The organism is Mycolicibacterium frederiksbergense, from assembly GCF_012223425.1.
Lineage (GTDB): Bacteria > Actinomycetota > Actinomycetes > Mycobacteriales > Mycobacteriaceae > Mycobacterium > Mycobacterium frederiksbergense.
This window is the reverse complement of record NZ_CP038799.1, coordinates 3,144,384-3,159,598: the sequence shown is the minus strand read 5'-3', so window position 1 is coordinate 3,159,598 and position 15,215 is coordinate 3,144,384. Positions and strand designations below refer to the sequence as shown.

Below are 15,215 nucleotides of genomic sequence, written 5' to 3'. Positions count from 1 at the left end.
TCACCACGACTTGAACGCAACATGGCGGGGCAGCGCGCCGCGCGCGGGCCGGTCGGGTGGCTTAGTAGTTTGTAACAGTGACAGCGGAGCCCGGGCAGGCCATACCTCCCCAGTACCTACTTTCCCCGGCGGCAGCTCCCCCGCGGACCCTGATCGACGTCCTCTACGACACCGCGAACCGTTTCCCGGATGCCCCCGCGATCGATGACGGCGACGTGCAGCTGACCTATTCGGAACTGGTCAGCGATATCGAAGAGAGCGTGCAGTGGCTCGCGGCCCGCGGCATCGGCCGCGGCGACCGCGTCGGCATCCGGATGGCCTCGGGCAGCTACGCGCTCTACACCGCGATCCTGGCCACCCTGGCCACCGGCGCCGCCTACGTCCCGGTCGACGCCGACGACCCCGAAGAACGCGCCGCACTCGTCTTCGGGGAGGCACAGGTGGTGGCCATCATCACCGACGCGGGCCTGGTGCGCGGCCCGGGATCCTCGCGCGGCTGGCGGGCCGCGGCACCGCTGACCCGCGACGACGCCTGGATCATCTTCACCTCCGGATCCACCGGCACACCCAAGGGTGTGGCGGTCACCCACCGCAACGCCGCCGCCTTCGTCGACGCCGAAGCCCGGATGTTCCTGCGGGACTCGCCGCTGGGCCCCGGTGACCGGGTGCTCGCCGGGCTGTCGGTCGCCTTCGACGCGTCCTGCGAGGAGATGTGGCTGGCCTGGCGCCACGGCGCGTGCCTGGTGCCCGCTCCGCGGTCGCTGGTGCGCAGCGGTATGGACCTGGGTCCATGGCTGGTGACCCGCGACATCACCGTCGTCTCGACCGTCCCGACCCTGGCCGCGCTGTGGCCCGCCGAGGCACTGGAAGCGGTCCGGCTGCTGATCTTCGGCGGCGAGGCCTGCCCACCCGAACTGGCCGAACGCCTCGCCGTCGACGGTCGCGAGGTGTGGAACACCTACGGCCCCACCGAGGCGACCGTAGTGGCCTGCGCGGCGCCGCTGGACGGAAAATCCGCGGTGAGCATCGGGCTGCCATTGGCCGGTTGGGACCTCGTCGTCGTCGACAAGGACGGGCTGCCGGTCGGGCTGGGCGACACCGGCGAACTCGTCATCGGCGGTGTCGGGCTGGCCCGCTACCTGGACCCCGAGAAGGACGCCGAGAAGTACGCCCCGATGCCGACGCTGGGCTGGGAACGCGCCTACCGCAGCGGGGACCTGGTGCGGCTGGAGGCCGACGGCCTGTACTTCCAGGGTCGCGCCGATGACCAGGTCAAGGTCGGCGGACGCCGCATCGAACTGGGCGAGGTGGACGCCGCGTTGGTGAACCTGCCCGGCGTCAGCGGCGGGGCGGCCGCGGTGCGCCGTACCACCAGCGGCACTCCCCTGCTGGTCGGCTACATCGCCAGTGCCGACCCGGGCTTCGACGTGGCGGCGGCTCGCACCGCGCTGTCGGACGCGTTGCCCGCGGCGCTGGTGCCCCGGTTGGTCCTGCTCGACGAACTGCCCACCCGGACCTCGGGCAAGGTCGACCGCAACGCGCTGCCGTGGCCCCCGCCCGGAGCAGCCGCGGAGGAGGAGCCCGACCTCGGCGGCACCATGGGCTGGCTGGCCGGCCTGTGGCGCGATGTGCTGGCCGCGGCGGTGGATGGCCCGGAGGCCGATTTCTTCGCCCTCGGCGGCGGATCCCTGTCGGCCGCGCAGCTGGTCACCGCGGTCCGCGGACGCTATCCGCAGGTGACCGTCGCCGATCTGTACGACCATCCGCGGCTCGGCTCGCTGGCCGGCTATCTCGACGAATTGGCCCCGCCCCCGGAGGTGGTGCGCCGCGATGTGGCACCGACACCCGTTCTCACCCAACTGGCGCAGGTGGCGATGTCGTTGCCGCTGGCGACGCTGACCGGCCTGCAGTGGGTGATCTGGCTGGCGATCCTCAACAACATCGCGGCCACCACCGAGCTGGTGCCGTGGGCGGCAACGGCGAACTGGTGGTGGATCATCGCCGGTTTCTTGATCTTCATCACCCCGCCGGGCCGGATGGGTATCGCCGTACTCGGCGCCCGCACCCTGCTGTCGGGATTGCAACCGGGCAGCTACCGCCGCGGCGGTAGCGCGCATCTGCGCGTCTGGTTCGCCGAGCGACTGGCCGAGGCCAGCGGTGCGGAGAATCAGGCCGGCGCCCCGTGGTTGGTGTATTACGCTCGCGCCCTTGGTAATACGGTCGGCAAAGGGGTCGACCTGCACTCCGCACCGCCGGTCACCGGCATGCTGACCCTTGGCCACCGCTGTTCCATCGAACCCGAGGTCGACCTGACCGGACACTGGATCGACGGCGACGTGTTCCATGTCGGACCGATCACCGTCGGCAACGACTCCACCATCGGCGCACGCACCACCCTCTTCCCGGGCGCGGTCGTCGGCAAGAACGCCGATGTCGCCGCGGGCTCCGGTGTCGTCGGCAAGGTGAAGAACGGCCAGTACTGGAAGGGCTCGCCGGCGGCGAAATCCGGAAAGGCACGCCATCCCTGGCCGCAGGAGCGGCCCGGCCGCGCACCGGTATGGGTGGCCTTCTACAGCGTGACGTCGATGCTGCTGGGCGGGCTGCCGCTGGCCGCGCTGGCCGCCGGGCTCGCCGTACTTGGCTGGGCCATCCGCGGTACCGCCACCCCGGCCGACGCCCTGCTCCCGGCCCTGGCCTGGACACCGGTGGCGGCACTGGTGGCGATGGTGGTGTACGCGGGGCTGACGGTGATCGGGGTGCGCCTGCTCTCGGCAGGCCTGACCGAGGGCTATCACCCGGTGCGCAGCCGCGTCGGCTGGCAGTTGTGGGCCACCGAGCGGCTGATGGATGCGGCGCGCAACTACCTGTTCCCCATCTACGCCAGCCTGCTGACACCGTGGTGGTTGCGCCTGCTCGGCGCGAAAATCGGTAAGGACACCGAGATCTCGACAGCACTGCTGACCCCGAAGTTCACCGAGGTCCAGGACGGCGCGTTCCTGGCCGATGACACCATGGTGGCCTCCTACGAACTCGGCGGCGGATGGATCCACGTCGCGAAGGCCACCATCGGCAAACGTGCGTTCCTCGGCAACTCCGGTATCACCCAGCCGGGACGGCGGGTCCCCGACGACGGTCTGGTGGCGGTGCTGTCGGCAGCACCGCACAAGTCCAAGGCCGGCTCGTCATGGCTGGGCAGCCCGCCGATCCGGTTGCGCCGCAAACCCACCACCGCCGATGTGATCCGCACCTTCAATCCGTCGGTCAAGCTGCGGGTGATGCGCTCGGCCGTGGAGACCTGCCGCATCATCCCGGTCATCGTGACCTTCGCGATCGGCGTCGCGGTGCTGGCCGCGCTGCACCAGTTGGCCGATGCCATCGGCTACGGCTGGACCGCGCTGGCGGGCGGCCTCGTGCTCCTGATCGCCGGCGCGGTGGCCGGAGCCATCGCGGTGGCGGCGAAATGGCTTGTGGTGGGCCGTATCGACGCCATCGAGCACCCGCTGTGGTCATCGTTCGTGTGGCGCAACGAGGTCTCGGACACCTTTGTGGAGACGGTGGCCGCACCGTGGTTCGCCCGGGCCGCCACCGGCACCCCGGTGATGAACATCTGGCTGCGCGGGCTCGGTGCGAAGATCGGCCGCGGGGTGTGGTGCGAGACGTACTGGCTGCCCGAGGCGGACCTGATCACCCTGGGCGACGGCAGCACCGTCAACCGTGGCTGTGTGGTGCAGACCCACCTCTTTCACGACCGGATCATGCGGATGGACACCGTCATCCTCGACGAGGGCGCGACACTGGGCCCGCACTGCGTGGCTCTGCCGGCATCGCGGATCGGCGAGGGCGCCACCGTCGGACCGGCATCGCTGGTGATGCGTGGTGACGAGGTGCCGCCGTGGACCAGGTGGCAGGGCAACCCGATTGCGCCATGGACGATCAAACGGCCCAAGAAGCATGACCGGTGACGCCCGCCAAGAAAGCTGCCCGCAAGGCGGCACACCAGCCCCCGGTCATCGACCCCTACCTGCCCCGCAACGGTAACTTCGGCTACCGGGTGTCGCGGTACGCACTGGATCTCGAATACAAGGTGGCGATCAACCGGCTCGCCGGGACCGCCACGATCACCACGGTGACGCTGGCCGCACTGCGCACCTTCACGCTGGACCTGTCCGACGCGCTGTCGGTATCGAAGGTGACGGTCAACGGCCGGCGCCCCGCCCAGTTCCGAACGTCGGCGGGCAAGCTACACATCACGCTCGGCGCCACGCTGCCCGCCGGTGCGGCGATGACCGTCGCGGTCCGCTACGGCGGAACGCCCAGACCGCTGCGAACTCTGTGGGGCGAGGTCGGTTTCGAGGAGTTGTCCAACGGCGCACTGGTGGCCGGACAGCCCAACGGCGCGGCCTCGTGGTTCCCGTGCGACGATCATCCGGCCGCCAAGGCGAGCTTCCACATCCGGATCGGTACCGACAGCCCGTACTACGCGCTGGCCAACGGTGAACTGCTGTCCAAGCAGGTGCGGGCCAGCCACACAACCTGGGTCTACGAGCAGACCGAGCCGACCTCGACCTACCTCATCACCCTGCAGATCGGCGAGTACAGCCGCCACCGGCTACAGAAGAGCCCGGTGCCGATGCACGCAGTGCTCCCGGATCGGTTGCGGCGCAACTTCGAGCACGATTTCGGCCGGCAGCCCCAGATGATGAAACTGTTCACCCGCCAGTTCGGCCCCTACCCGCTCGCGGGCGGCTACACCGTCGTCGTCACCGATGACGATCTGGAAATACCGCTTGAGGCGCAAGGGCTTTCGATATTCGGGGCCAACCATTGCGACGGCAAGCGCAGCGCGGAGCGGTTGATCGCCCACGAACTCGCCCATCAGTGGTTCGGCAACTCGGTGACGGTGCGCCGCTGGCGTGACATCTGGCTGCACGAGGGGTTCGCGTGCTACGCGGAGTGGCTGTGGTCCGAGGAGTCCGGCGGCCCCACCGCCGACGAGCGGGCACGGTCGTATCACCGCAGGCTGAAGGACTCACCCCAGAACCTGCTGCTGACCGACCCGGGCCCGGCCGATATGTTCGACGACCGGGTGTACAAACGGGGCGCGCTCACCCTGCACGCGCTGCGCGGCGTGATCGGCGACGATAACTTCTTTGCGCTGCTTCGTGATTGGACCACTCGGTACCGGCACAGCACGGCCGTCACCGACGACTTCACCGGGCTGGCGGCCAACCACGCCGACGTGTCGCTGCGTGCACTGTGGGACCGCTGGCTGTACTCCAAGGACGTACCGGACCTGTGACCGACGCCAGCGCGGCGGTGCCGGCCCGCGGTCCGGTGACACGGGGAAGCGTCGCCCGCGTCGGGATCGCCACCGCACTGTCCGCGCTGTGCGGGTATGCCGTGCTCTATCTGGCCGCCCGCGATCTGGACCCGGCCGGGTTCTCCCTGTTCGGGGTGTTCTGGGGGGCGTTCGGTCTGGTCAGCGGCGCCGCCAACGGCCTGTTGCAGGAATCCACCCGCGAGGTCCGCGCGATGCGTGGGCAACACCGTCCCGCCGCGACCACGCGGCCCATGCGGATCGCCGCCGTCGTCGGCATCGGCTCAGCGGTGCTGATCGCGGTCACCGCGCCGCTGTGGTCGGCCCGGGTGTTCACCGAGGACCAGCTGCTGAGCGTGGTCCTGCTGAGCATCGGGCTGGCCGGATTCTGCTTGCACGCAACGCTGCTCGGGATGCTCGCCGGAGTGGACCGCTGGACGCAGTACGGATCGCTGATGGTGACCGATGCGGTGTTTCGGGTGGCGATCGCCGCAACCGCCTTCGTGCTGGGGTGGGGGCTGGCGGGTTTCCTGTGGGCCACCGTCGCCGGGTCGGTGGCCTGGCTGATCCTGCTGGCGCTTTCGCCGGCCACTCGGGACGCGGCCCGGCTGACCGCCGCGGGCAGCGCCCGGACCTTTCTGACCGGAGCCTTCCACTCGGTGGCCGCGGCCGGCGCCAGCGCCGTCCTCATCATGGGTTTCCCGGTGCTGCTCAAGGCCACCACCGGTGAGCTCGGCGCGGCAGGGGGTGTGGTGATCCTGGCGGTGACACTCACCCGGGCACCGCTGCTGGTACCGCTGACCGCCATGCAGGGCAACCTGATCGCGCACTTCGTGGACCAGAGCCACCGTCGTCTGCGAGCGCTGGTGGTGCCGGCCGTGGCGGTGACCACGATCGGCGGCGTTGGTGTGGTGGCCGCCTGGTCGGCCGGACCGTGGCTGCTGCGCAGCGCCTTCGGCCCCGACTATCAGATCGCGGGCGGGCTGCTGGCCTGGTTCACCGCGGGTGCGGTGGCCATCGCCCTGCTCACCCTCACCGGTGCGGCTGCCGTCGCGGCGGCGCTGCACCGCGCGTATGCGGCGGGGTGGGTCGGCGCCACGCTGGCCGCGGTGGCGCTGCTGCTGCTCCCGCTTGACCTGGAGACCCGGACCGTCATCGCGCTGCTGTGCGGGCCGATCGTGGGCATCGCCGTGCATCTGTACGCACTGGCCAGAGCCGACCGCGGGTAGTCAGTAGCGGCCGAGCAGATCGGCCAGCATCGCGAGTTTGCGCTCCTCGAACTCCGGGTCGGTCATCACCGGCCGCAGGATGGCCGCACCGTCGAACGTGTTCGTCAGGATCGCCGTCAGCACAGCCCGGGCGTCGCCGGGGAGCCCATCTGTGGGCGCGACCGCGCCGGCGGCATCGAAGATCTTTGCGCTGTATTCGGTGAGCACGACATGCAGTGTGGCGCGCAGCTTTTCATCGGTCCGGGCGGCGACCATCAATTCATAGAGCACGGCGTTGGTGTCGCTGGCCGTGATATCGCGCAGCACGGAGAGCACTGCGGGCAGCGCCGGCTCACCGCTCGGGATCTGGGCCACCTGCTTGCTGAACGATTCCAGCTGCCTGCGCAGCACCTCATACCCGGTGGCGGCCATGAAGTCCCCCATGGTCGGGAAATGCCGGAACAACGCGCCGACCGAAAGGCCGGCCCGCTTGGCGATGACCGCCGCCGATGCCCGCGCGTAACCCATCTCGACGATGGTCTCGATGCTGGCGTCGAGCAGCCGCGCGATGGTATCCGCTCGGCGCTGCTGCTGGGTGCGGGCCATCTCAGACGGTGGTCGACCGGGGCGCGCGGAGCGACGGGGACTCCGATGCGCCGGCGCGCAGATAACGCCCGGACCGGACCGTGCTGCCGTAACCGTCGCGGAACTCGCCCCGGGTGAACACCACCTGGCCGTTGACTCCGGTGGCGATGACGGTCTCGTCATTGCGGTTCACCATGCGGCTCAGGTCACCATAGAAGGACACCGTCGACTCGTGATAGGCGTTGACCGAATCATTCAGCGCAACTGGGTCTATCACCACGAAGTCGGCACGGTCACCGCGGCGCAAGGTGCCGGCGTCCAGCCCGAACCAATCGGCCACCTCGGCCGTCAGCCGGTGCACCGCGCGTTGCGGGGTGAGAAACGGCCGGCCCGCCTCATCGGCATCGCGCACCCGCTTGAGCAGCCGCAGCGCATAGTTGTAGAACGCCATATTGCGAAGGTGCGCACCGGCATCCGAGAACCCCATGTGCACCGACGGCTCGTCGGCGAGCTTGTCGAGCTGCTTCGGGCGATGGTTGGCCACGATGGTCGTCCACCGCACATTGCGCTCGCCGTTCTCCACGAGCACGTCCAGGAAGGCGTCCAGCGGGTGGATACCGCGCTCATCGGCGATCTGACCGAAACTCTTGCCGATCAACGACGCATCGGGGCAGCCCACGATCTTGGCGTCGTGGAAGTCGCGGTGCCACAACGCGGGTCCGAGCTTGCGGCGGTCGAAGGACCTGCGGAACCGGCGGCGGTATTCGGGGTCGGCGAGCAGCGTGTTGCGCTCCAGCTGATCGCGTAGGTGCAGCGCCGCCGTACCAGCCCCGAACTCCTCGAACACCGGCAGATCGATTCCGTCGGAATACAGTTCGAACGGCACCGGCAGATGCTGGAACCGCACCTTCGCGTCCAGTAACCGGTTCAACAGCCGGGTACCGCGGCCCAGCACGTGCACGGCCCCGGGTGCGGACTTGGCGTCGGCCGAGACCAGCAGGCTCATCTTCACCCCGCGCCGACGGCCGAACATTGCACTGCTCTCCAGGAAGAAGTTCAACGCCTCATGGGCCTTGGCGACGTTCGGTGCGCTCTGCAGGATGCGGCCGCGCCGGCGCAGCACCTTGATCAGCCGGCGACGTTCGCGCCAGGTGGCGAAGGTGGAGGGCAAGGCTCGGGACCGGAACCGGTCGCCGTCGAGTTTGTCGATGGCGGCGTCCATCCCGGACATGCCGAGCATCCCGGCGTCCAGCGCGGCATCGAGGCGCTGCGCCATCGTCTCCAGCTCGGCCTCGGTGGGCGTCACGTCACGGGTGGTGGCACGGTCGAGTCCCAGCACCGAGGCGCGCAGGTCCGAGTGCCCCAGCAGCGAGGCGATGTTCGGGCCCAGCGGCAGCGCGTCGATGGCGGCCACGTACTCGGCGGGGTTCGACCACGTCTTGTGCTCGGCCAGCGCACCGAGCACGAACTGCCGCGGCACGGCCTCGACGCGGCTGAACAGGTCGGCGGCGTCCTCGGTATCGGCGTACACGGTGGACAGCGAGCACATGCCGAGCAGCACGGTGGTGACACCGTGGCGCACCGATTCGCGCAGACCCGGGTCGAGCAGCACCTCGGCGTCGTAGTGGGTGTGCACATCGATGAAACCGGGGGTCACCCATTTGCCGGTCGCGTCGATGACCTCGGGGCAACCGGTCTCGTCCAGCGCAGTGGCCGACACCTCGGCGACGAGGCCATCGCGAATACCCAGGGAGCGGGTCAGCGGCGGGCGCCCGGTCCCGTCGAACCACAGACCGTTGCGGATGATCACGTCATAGGGCATGGGCCCAGGCTAGGTTAGATAGTGATCACTCACAATCTTTTTCGCCGGTCTCATCGCGATGGCACCCGGAGCCGTTTGCCTGCCACGGGTCTGTGACAGCATGGTGACCTCGGACGATACGCAGACAGGGAGACCACGTGACCTGGTTGGTTACCGGAGGTGCAGGCTATATCGGATCGCATGTCGTCCGGGCGCTCACCGACGCGAACACCCCGGTGGTCGTCATCGATGACCTCTCCACCGGGCTGGCGCAGTTCGTCCCCGACGGCGTCGAACTCGTCAGAGCAAATCTGCTCGATGCCGACACCGTCGAGTCGACGCTGCGAGATCACCGGGTGACCGGAGTGGTGCACGTCGCCGGATACAAATATGCGGGCGAGTCGGTGAAGCACCCGCTGCACACCTACCAGCAGAACGTCACGGCCATGACGGTGCTGCTCGCGGCGATGGCCAAGACCGGCGTGAACCAGATCGTCTTCTCCAGCAGCGCGGCGACCTACGGAACCCCCGATGTCGAGGTGGTCGACGAGCGAACCCCCACGTCGCCCGAATCGCCCTATGGCGAAAGCAAACTCATCGGGGAATGGCTCCTTCGCGACGTAGCCCGCTCGGGAGAACTGCGCCACACCAGCCTGCGGTATTTCAACGTGGTCGGGTCCGGCTCGCCCGACATCTACGACCGCAGCCCGCACAACCTGTTCCCCAAGGTGTTGGACATGCTCTTCCACGGCCAGATCCCGCAGATCAACGGCGGGGACTACGCCACACCCGACGGAACCTGCGTGCGCGATTACGTGCACGTCTCGGATCTGGCCTCGGCACACGTCGCGGCCGCGCACCGACTGGCGACAGGTGAACCCGTCGAGGCCGTCTACAACTTGGGCAGCGGCTCGGGCACATCGGTACGCGAGATCATGACGGCCATCCGCGACGTCACCGGAATCGATTTCGACCCTGCGGTCACCCCGCGCAGGCCTGGAGATCCAGCGCGCATCGTGGCGGCCGGGGACCTCGCGGCGCGCGATCTGGACTGGCGGATGCGACATTCGCTGACCGATATGGTGGCATCGGCGTGGGCGGCTCGCCAGGCGGCCGGCGAAAGCTATCCAACCGCGGGCTGAAGGCAACGGCTCCGTACAGTCGCAACCGATGAACTGGGTCGCTAGGAGTGCCGTCGCGCTGATCGCGGTGCAGCTGCTGGTCCGTTCCGTGCTGGCCTTCGGCGGCGACTTCTACTGGGATGACCTGATCCTGGTCGGCCGGGCCGGCACCCAGAGCCTGCTGTCCGCGCAGTACCTGTTCGACGATCATGACGGGCACGTGATGCCGGGGGCCTTCCTGGTGGCCGGCGCCATCACCCGGCTGGCGCCACTGGAATGGGCAGGCCCGGCGATCAGCCTGCTGGTGCTGCAACTGCTGGCCTCGGCGGCGTTGCTGCGGGCACTGCACGTGATCCTGGGCTGGCGCCCGGTGCTGCTGATACCGCTGACCTTTGCGCTGTTCACCCCGCTGACGGTGCCCGGTTTCGCGTGGTGGGCGGCCGGATTGAACTCGTTGCCCATGCTGGCCGCGCTGGCCTGGGTGAGCGCCGACGCGATCCTGTTGGTACGCACCGGGAATCGGCGCTACGCCGTGACCGGCACCCTGGTTTATCTCGGCGGGCTGCTGTTCTTCGAGAAGTCCGCAGTCATCCCGTTCGTGGCGTTCGCGGTGGCGGCGCTGCTGGCCTGGGTGACCGGCGCCTCCGTCGCGGAGGTCTGGCGCCGCGGAATCCGGCTCTGGAGTGGACTTCTCGCGGTGACCGCCGCCTGGATCGGGGTGTACCTGATCGTTGTCGACCAGCAGCGGTGGTCGCTGGACCTCGGCATGACCTGGGATCTGCTCCTGCGTTCGGTGACCCACGGCATCGTTCCTGGCTTGGCCGGCGGACCGTGGGACTGGCAGCGCTGGGCGCCGGCGTCCCCGTGGGCCACGCCGTCGGTGACGGTGATGGTGCTGGGCTGGCTGGTGCTGGCCGCGGTGGTCGCGGTATCGCTGGCTCGCAAGGAGCGCATCGGCCCGGTATGGCTGGCCGCCGTCGGCTATGCGGTGGCCTGCCAGGTGCCGATCTACCTGATGCGCTCATCGCAGTTCACTGCGCTGGAGCTGGCCCAGACCCTGCGCTATCTGCCCGATCTGGTGGTGGTCCTGGCCCTGCTCACCGCGGTGGCCTTCTGTGCCCCGAACCGGGCATCGTCACGGCGCCTGGATACCTCACCTGCCCGATCCGTGGTGGTCACCGTGGTCGCGGCGGCTTTCGTCGGCAGCAGCCTGTACTCGACGGTGACCTTCCTGCGGGTCTGGCAGGACAGTCCGGTCCCGGCCTACCTGGACAACGCGCGCACCGGGTTGTCCTCGATGGACCCGCTGGCGGCGCCACTGCTGGATCAGGAGGTCGACCCCATGATCATGCAGCGGGTGGCCGCCCCGGAGAATCTGGCCAGCCACATGTTCGCGCTGCTGCCCGAACGCCCCGAATTCAGCAGCGCCACCACAGAACTGAGAGTTCTCGACAGCACAGGCCGGCTGCGCGACGCGCTGGTCACCTGGGTCCGCACCATCGTCCCCGGGCCCGCGCCCAACTGCGGCTACCTGGTGCAGACCGAGGACTCCGAGGTCGTCATGCCGCTGGACGGGCCGTTGCTGCCCGCGGACTGGACCGCGGAGATCAACTATCTGGCCAACAGCGAGGGATCACTCACCATGTCGCTGACCGAGGGTGTGCCGGTGAAGGTTCCGGTGCATCCCGGGCTGAACCGGGTGTTCGTGCGGCTGTCCGGGGCGGGCGACGCCGTCCGGGTGAGCGCGAACACCGCAGCGCTGTCGGTGTGTGTCGCCTCCGGTCCGATCGGATTCGTGGCGCCCCGATAGTTTCCACCCGACACGGCGTGTGCGGACCCGACATGTCGGTAGGTGTCCCTAGCCTGATCCCATGGACCGGACAGACTCGCGACCGTCGGTGGTCGCGCCGTGCAAGCACTGCGGCACCGACACGGTCTGGTTGCAGATGGCCTATGGCGGCTGGCGACTGTTCCACGCCGAGATGTTCGCCACCGATGAGAGCGCGGCCGGAAACCGGTTCGCGATCCGGCGTTCGACGCGTCAGGTCGTCGACCTCGACGACGAGCACGAGCCGCGCTGGCCGGCAAAATGTCTGCAGCTGCACCGTTTTCACTGCCCGGCCAGCCATGACGACTCGCTGTTCCATCACCGCCGACCGCGCCAGCCCAACGATATCGATCTCGAGGACCTGTGGCGGCGGCTCGCCGAGCGCAAGGAATCCCAGCGCAGGGCCGGTTAGGGCCGCGTCGCGATCAGTCGACGTGCGGCGTCGACCGCGACGGCACGCCGGTGGGCAAGGATCCCGGAATCGCCGGTGGTGGCGTCGGGGTGCGGCGAATGCGCCCAGGACAGCCCGATGGCGAACAGCAGCACGATCAGATCGTCGGGCCGCCACGCGGAATCGACATGCCCGGCATCTTGGGCCACCTCGATGGCCCGGATCGCCTGATCCGGAAAGGGCTGGCCATCGACTTCCGGCGGACCGAGGGCGAACCCTTCGAGCTGTGCCCAGGTGATCATCCGGAGGTGGGCGGGTTCGCGGCAGGCCAGGTCGAAGATTCCGCCGACGAATTCCTCGACGGCCTCCGGCCGCAGCGTGACCGAACGGTAGAACTCGGCGGCGTCGGCGGCAAGGACCTCCCTGAACAACGTCTCCTTGTCCCCGAAATGCGCGTACAACCGTTCCTTGCTGGCGTGGGCCGCGCGCGCGATGCGATCGATCCGGGCACCGGCCAGTCCGTGCTGCGCGAACTCGGCGCGCGCCGCGGCAAGGATCTCGGCGCGTAGTTCGGTCGTGGTTCTCACAGGGAGAGCATAACCAGACGAACCAGTTCGTTCGGTAATGTGAAGTCATGACAGTCATGACGAACACCGAGAGATTGATGGACCAGCCGAGTCGCATCCAGGCGATCCGGCGGGTGGTCGAGACGGTCGCCGACAACGCAGCCCCGCTCATCGACCTCTGGCGGCCCTTTGTCGACGGACTCGAGCACCTCCCCCGCGACGGACGATTCCTGTTGGTGGGCAATCACACCCAGTCCGGCACCGAGGGATTCCTGATCCCGTATCTGGTCCGTCGTGAAATCGGCACGTTGGTGCGCCCGCTGACCGATCGCCGGTTCGCCACCATGCCCGGGCCCGCGGCCGACCTGCTGGCGGCCTGCGGCGCGACGGTCGGTTCCCCGGAATCCGCCGGCGAGTTGATGCGCCATGACCAGACGATCCTGGTGTTCCCCGGCGGCGGACGTGAGATCGCGAAGTTCAAGGGCGAGGAGAACACCCTGCGCTGGCAGGACCGGGCCGGATTCGCGCGCATCTCGGCCGAACACGACTATCCGATCGTGCCGGCCGGGCTCATCGGCGGCGACGACGTGTACCGCAGCCTGACGTCCCGCGACGGGCTGTTCGGGCGGTTCAGCCAGCGCATCGCCAAGGCGCTCGGAGCCCCCGGCGATATGGCGATGCCGCTGTTGCGCGGTATCGGCCCCACCCTGATCCCGCGCCCGCAGCGGATGTACCTGCGCTTCGCCGAGCCGATCGACACCGCCAGGCCGGCCGGCGTATCCGCGCCGGAGTGGGCGGACACCGTGAAACAACGGACCCAGACATCGCTGGAGGCCGTACTGGCCGACTTGCAGGAGATCCGGGCGGGCGACCCCTACCGCGAATTGAATCCGCTGGCCTGGCGCGATGCCGTGCAGCCGTGACGGCCGCGGTGCACGAAAACGTGGAGCCACCCAGGGGAATCGAACCCCTGACCTATTCATTACGAGTGAATTGCTCTACCGACTGAGCTAGGGTGGCGCGCTCTTTTCAGAGCGGCATGAGTCTACGGCAGGGTCCGTCCACCGCCCAAGTTGATCCCCGGGTCGCTGACCTCCAGCCCGCCGAACCTCAGTTCCGCAGCGCCTGCCCCACCGTCGCCACCATCGCGTCCACGGCGAACTTCGGTTTCACGTTGACCGCGAGCGCCTCCCGGCAGTCCAGCACGGCCTCGATACAGCGCAGCAGCTTGTCCGGCGCCACGTGCGCGGCCATCGCCCCCACTTTCTCGGCCATGTCCGGATGGTTGGCCGCCACCCCGCCGGCGCCCGCCGACACCACCAGCGCGTCACGGAAGTAGGTGGCCAGGTCCATCAGCGCGCGGTCCAGCGCGTCCCGGCCGGCCCGGGTCTGGCGGGACTTCTGCCGCGCCTCGAGCTGTTTCATCGCGCCGCTGGCACCGCGCATCGTGCCCGCGGTGCCCTTACCGGTGCCACCGGCACCCAGCGCGGTCCGCAGTTCCTCGGCCTCACTCTCATTGCGGTCGACGGTCAGCGCCTTGGCCTCCGCCTCGGCGGTGGCGACCAGCTCCTCGGCAGCTCCGAAGGCGCGTGACGGCGTCGCGGCGTCCCGCGCCAGGCTCAGCGCGCGTTCGCGGCGCAGCCGGGACTCCGGATCGGTCGCCAACCGCCGGGCGCGGCCCACATGTCCGCCGCTGACCGACGCCGCCCAGGCCGCCGTTTCGGCGTCGATCCCGTCGCGCCCGGTCAGCACCTCGGCGATCGACGCGGTCGGCGGGGTCACCAGCGGGACGTGCCGGCACCGCGACCGCAGGGTGACCGAGATGTCCTCGGGATCCACCGATGGCGCACACAGCAGGAACACCGTCGACTGCGGCGGCTCTTCCACCACCTTGAGCAGTGCGTTCGCCGCACCCTCGGTGAGCCGATCGGCATCTTCGACCACCACGATCTGCCAGCGCCCGGTGCCGGGCCGCCGAGACGCGATCTGCACGATCTCGCGCATCTCCTTCACCCCGATGGACAGCCCCTCCGGGATGATCCGGCGGACATCGGCGTGGGTGCCCGCCATGGTCGTGGTGCACGGGCGGCATTCACCGCAGCCCGGCTGGCCCTCTGACGTGCACTGCAGCGCGGCGGCGAAGCACAGCGCGGCGATCGAACGACCGGAACCGGGCGGGCCGGTGATCAGCCAGGCATGGGTCATACCGCCTGCTGTGAGTCCGCTGTGAGACTTTTCACCACGGGCGGATCTGGCGGCCGCGAGCAGCTCCTCCTCGACGAGGTGTTGGCCCACCAGACGCGAAAAAACACCGCTATGCACCGGTCAACAGTAGTGGCACCGCCCGACACGACACGGACTCACCGGCGCGACACGTCGCCGGTGACCGATACGGTGA

Annotated in this window: 11 protein-coding genes and 1 tRNA gene; 7 read left to right on the top strand and 5 right to left on the bottom strand. The window is 69.0% G+C overall.

Features of this window, described 5'->3' with window-relative positions; genetic code table 11:
• Window positions 1-77: 77 nt before the first annotated feature.
• The 3 genes from EXE63_RS18195 to EXE63_RS18185 are packed head-to-tail and all read left to right on the top strand — an operon-like array spanning window position 78 to window position 6,546.
• Complete coding sequence (locus tag EXE63_RS18195; protein WP_168143058.1) at window positions 78-3,962, top strand: Pls/PosA family non-ribosomal peptide synthetase; 3,885 nt, start codon at window positions 78-80, stop codon at window positions 3,960-3,962.
• Window positions 3,959-5,299, top strand: a complete 1,341-nt coding sequence (locus EXE63_RS18190) for a M1 family metallopeptidase (RefSeq protein WP_168143057.1) — start codon at window positions 3,959-3,961, stop codon at window positions 5,297-5,299. Before EXE63_RS18195 ends, EXE63_RS18190 begins: the two co-directional genes overlap by 4 nt.
• Window positions 5,296-6,546 (top strand): lipopolysaccharide biosynthesis protein, encoded by a 1,251-nt coding sequence (locus EXE63_RS18185; protein ID WP_168143056.1) that lies wholly within the window; start codon window positions 5,296-5,298, stop codon window positions 6,544-6,546. The genes EXE63_RS18190 and EXE63_RS18185 overlap by 4 nt, the downstream gene beginning before the upstream one ends.
• Here the strand turns inward: EXE63_RS18185 and EXE63_RS18180 are convergent, their stop codons facing one another.
• The gene (locus EXE63_RS18180) at window positions 6,547-7,131 is read right to left on the bottom strand and encodes a TetR/AcrR family transcriptional regulator (RefSeq protein WP_168143055.1); all 585 of its coding nucleotides are present in this window, start codon (window positions 7,129-7,131) and stop codon (window positions 6,547-6,549) included.
• Between the two features lies 1 nt (window position 7,132).
• Complete coding sequence (locus EXE63_RS18175) at window positions 7,133-8,932, bottom strand: N-acyl-D-amino-acid deacylase family protein (protein ID WP_168143054.1); 1,800 nt, start codon at window positions 8,930-8,932, stop codon at window positions 7,133-7,135.
• 137 nt (window positions 8,933-9,069) lie between these two features.
• On the opposite strand from EXE63_RS18175, the gene galE reads away from it, so the two are divergent.
• The 3 genes from galE (at window position 9,070) to EXE63_RS18160 (ending at window position 12,272) form a co-directional block, all read left to right on the top strand.
• The gene (gene galE, locus EXE63_RS18170; protein WP_168143053.1) at window positions 9,070-10,053 is read left to right on the top strand and encodes a UDP-glucose 4-epimerase GalE; all 984 of its coding nucleotides are present in this window, start codon (window positions 9,070-9,072) and stop codon (window positions 10,051-10,053) included.
• A 28-nt stretch (window positions 10,054-10,081) separates the two neighbouring features.
• On the top strand, window positions 10,082-11,842 hold the full coding sequence (locus tag EXE63_RS18165; RefSeq protein ID WP_168143052.1) for a hypothetical protein: 1,761 nt from the start codon (window positions 10,082-10,084) through the stop codon (window positions 11,840-11,842).
• A gap of 61 nt (window positions 11,843-11,903) precedes the next feature.
• Window positions 11,904-12,272 (top strand): hypothetical protein, encoded by a 369-nt coding sequence (locus tag EXE63_RS18160; RefSeq protein ID WP_168143051.1) that lies wholly within the window; start codon window positions 11,904-11,906, stop codon window positions 12,270-12,272.
• Here EXE63_RS18160 and EXE63_RS18155 read toward each other — a convergent pair.
• On the bottom strand, window positions 12,269-12,838 hold the full coding sequence (locus EXE63_RS18155) for a TetR/AcrR family transcriptional regulator (protein ID WP_168143050.1): 570 nt from the start codon (window positions 12,836-12,838) through the stop codon (window positions 12,269-12,271). The genes EXE63_RS18160 and EXE63_RS18155 overlap by 4 nt on opposite strands.
• A gap of 47 nt (window positions 12,839-12,885) precedes the next feature.
• Between EXE63_RS18155 and EXE63_RS18150 the strand changes: the two genes are divergently transcribed.
• Window positions 12,886-13,740: a lysophospholipid acyltransferase family protein gene (locus EXE63_RS18150; RefSeq protein WP_168143049.1), complete on the top strand. Its 855-nt coding sequence runs from the start codon at window positions 12,886-12,888 to the stop codon at window positions 13,738-13,740.
• A gap of 21 nt (window positions 13,741-13,761) precedes the next feature.
• Here EXE63_RS18150 and EXE63_RS18145 read toward each other — a convergent pair.
• Window positions 13,762-13,837, bottom strand: a tRNA-Thr gene (locus EXE63_RS18145).
• A 90-nt stretch (window positions 13,838-13,927) separates the two neighbouring features.
• Window positions 13,928-15,139 carry a DNA polymerase III subunit delta' gene (locus tag EXE63_RS18140; protein ID WP_168143048.1) on the bottom strand — a complete coding sequence of 404 codons (1,212 nt, stop codon included), beginning with the start codon at window positions 15,137-15,139 and terminating at the stop codon, window positions 13,928-13,930.
• Window positions 15,140-15,215: the final 76 nt, after the last annotated feature.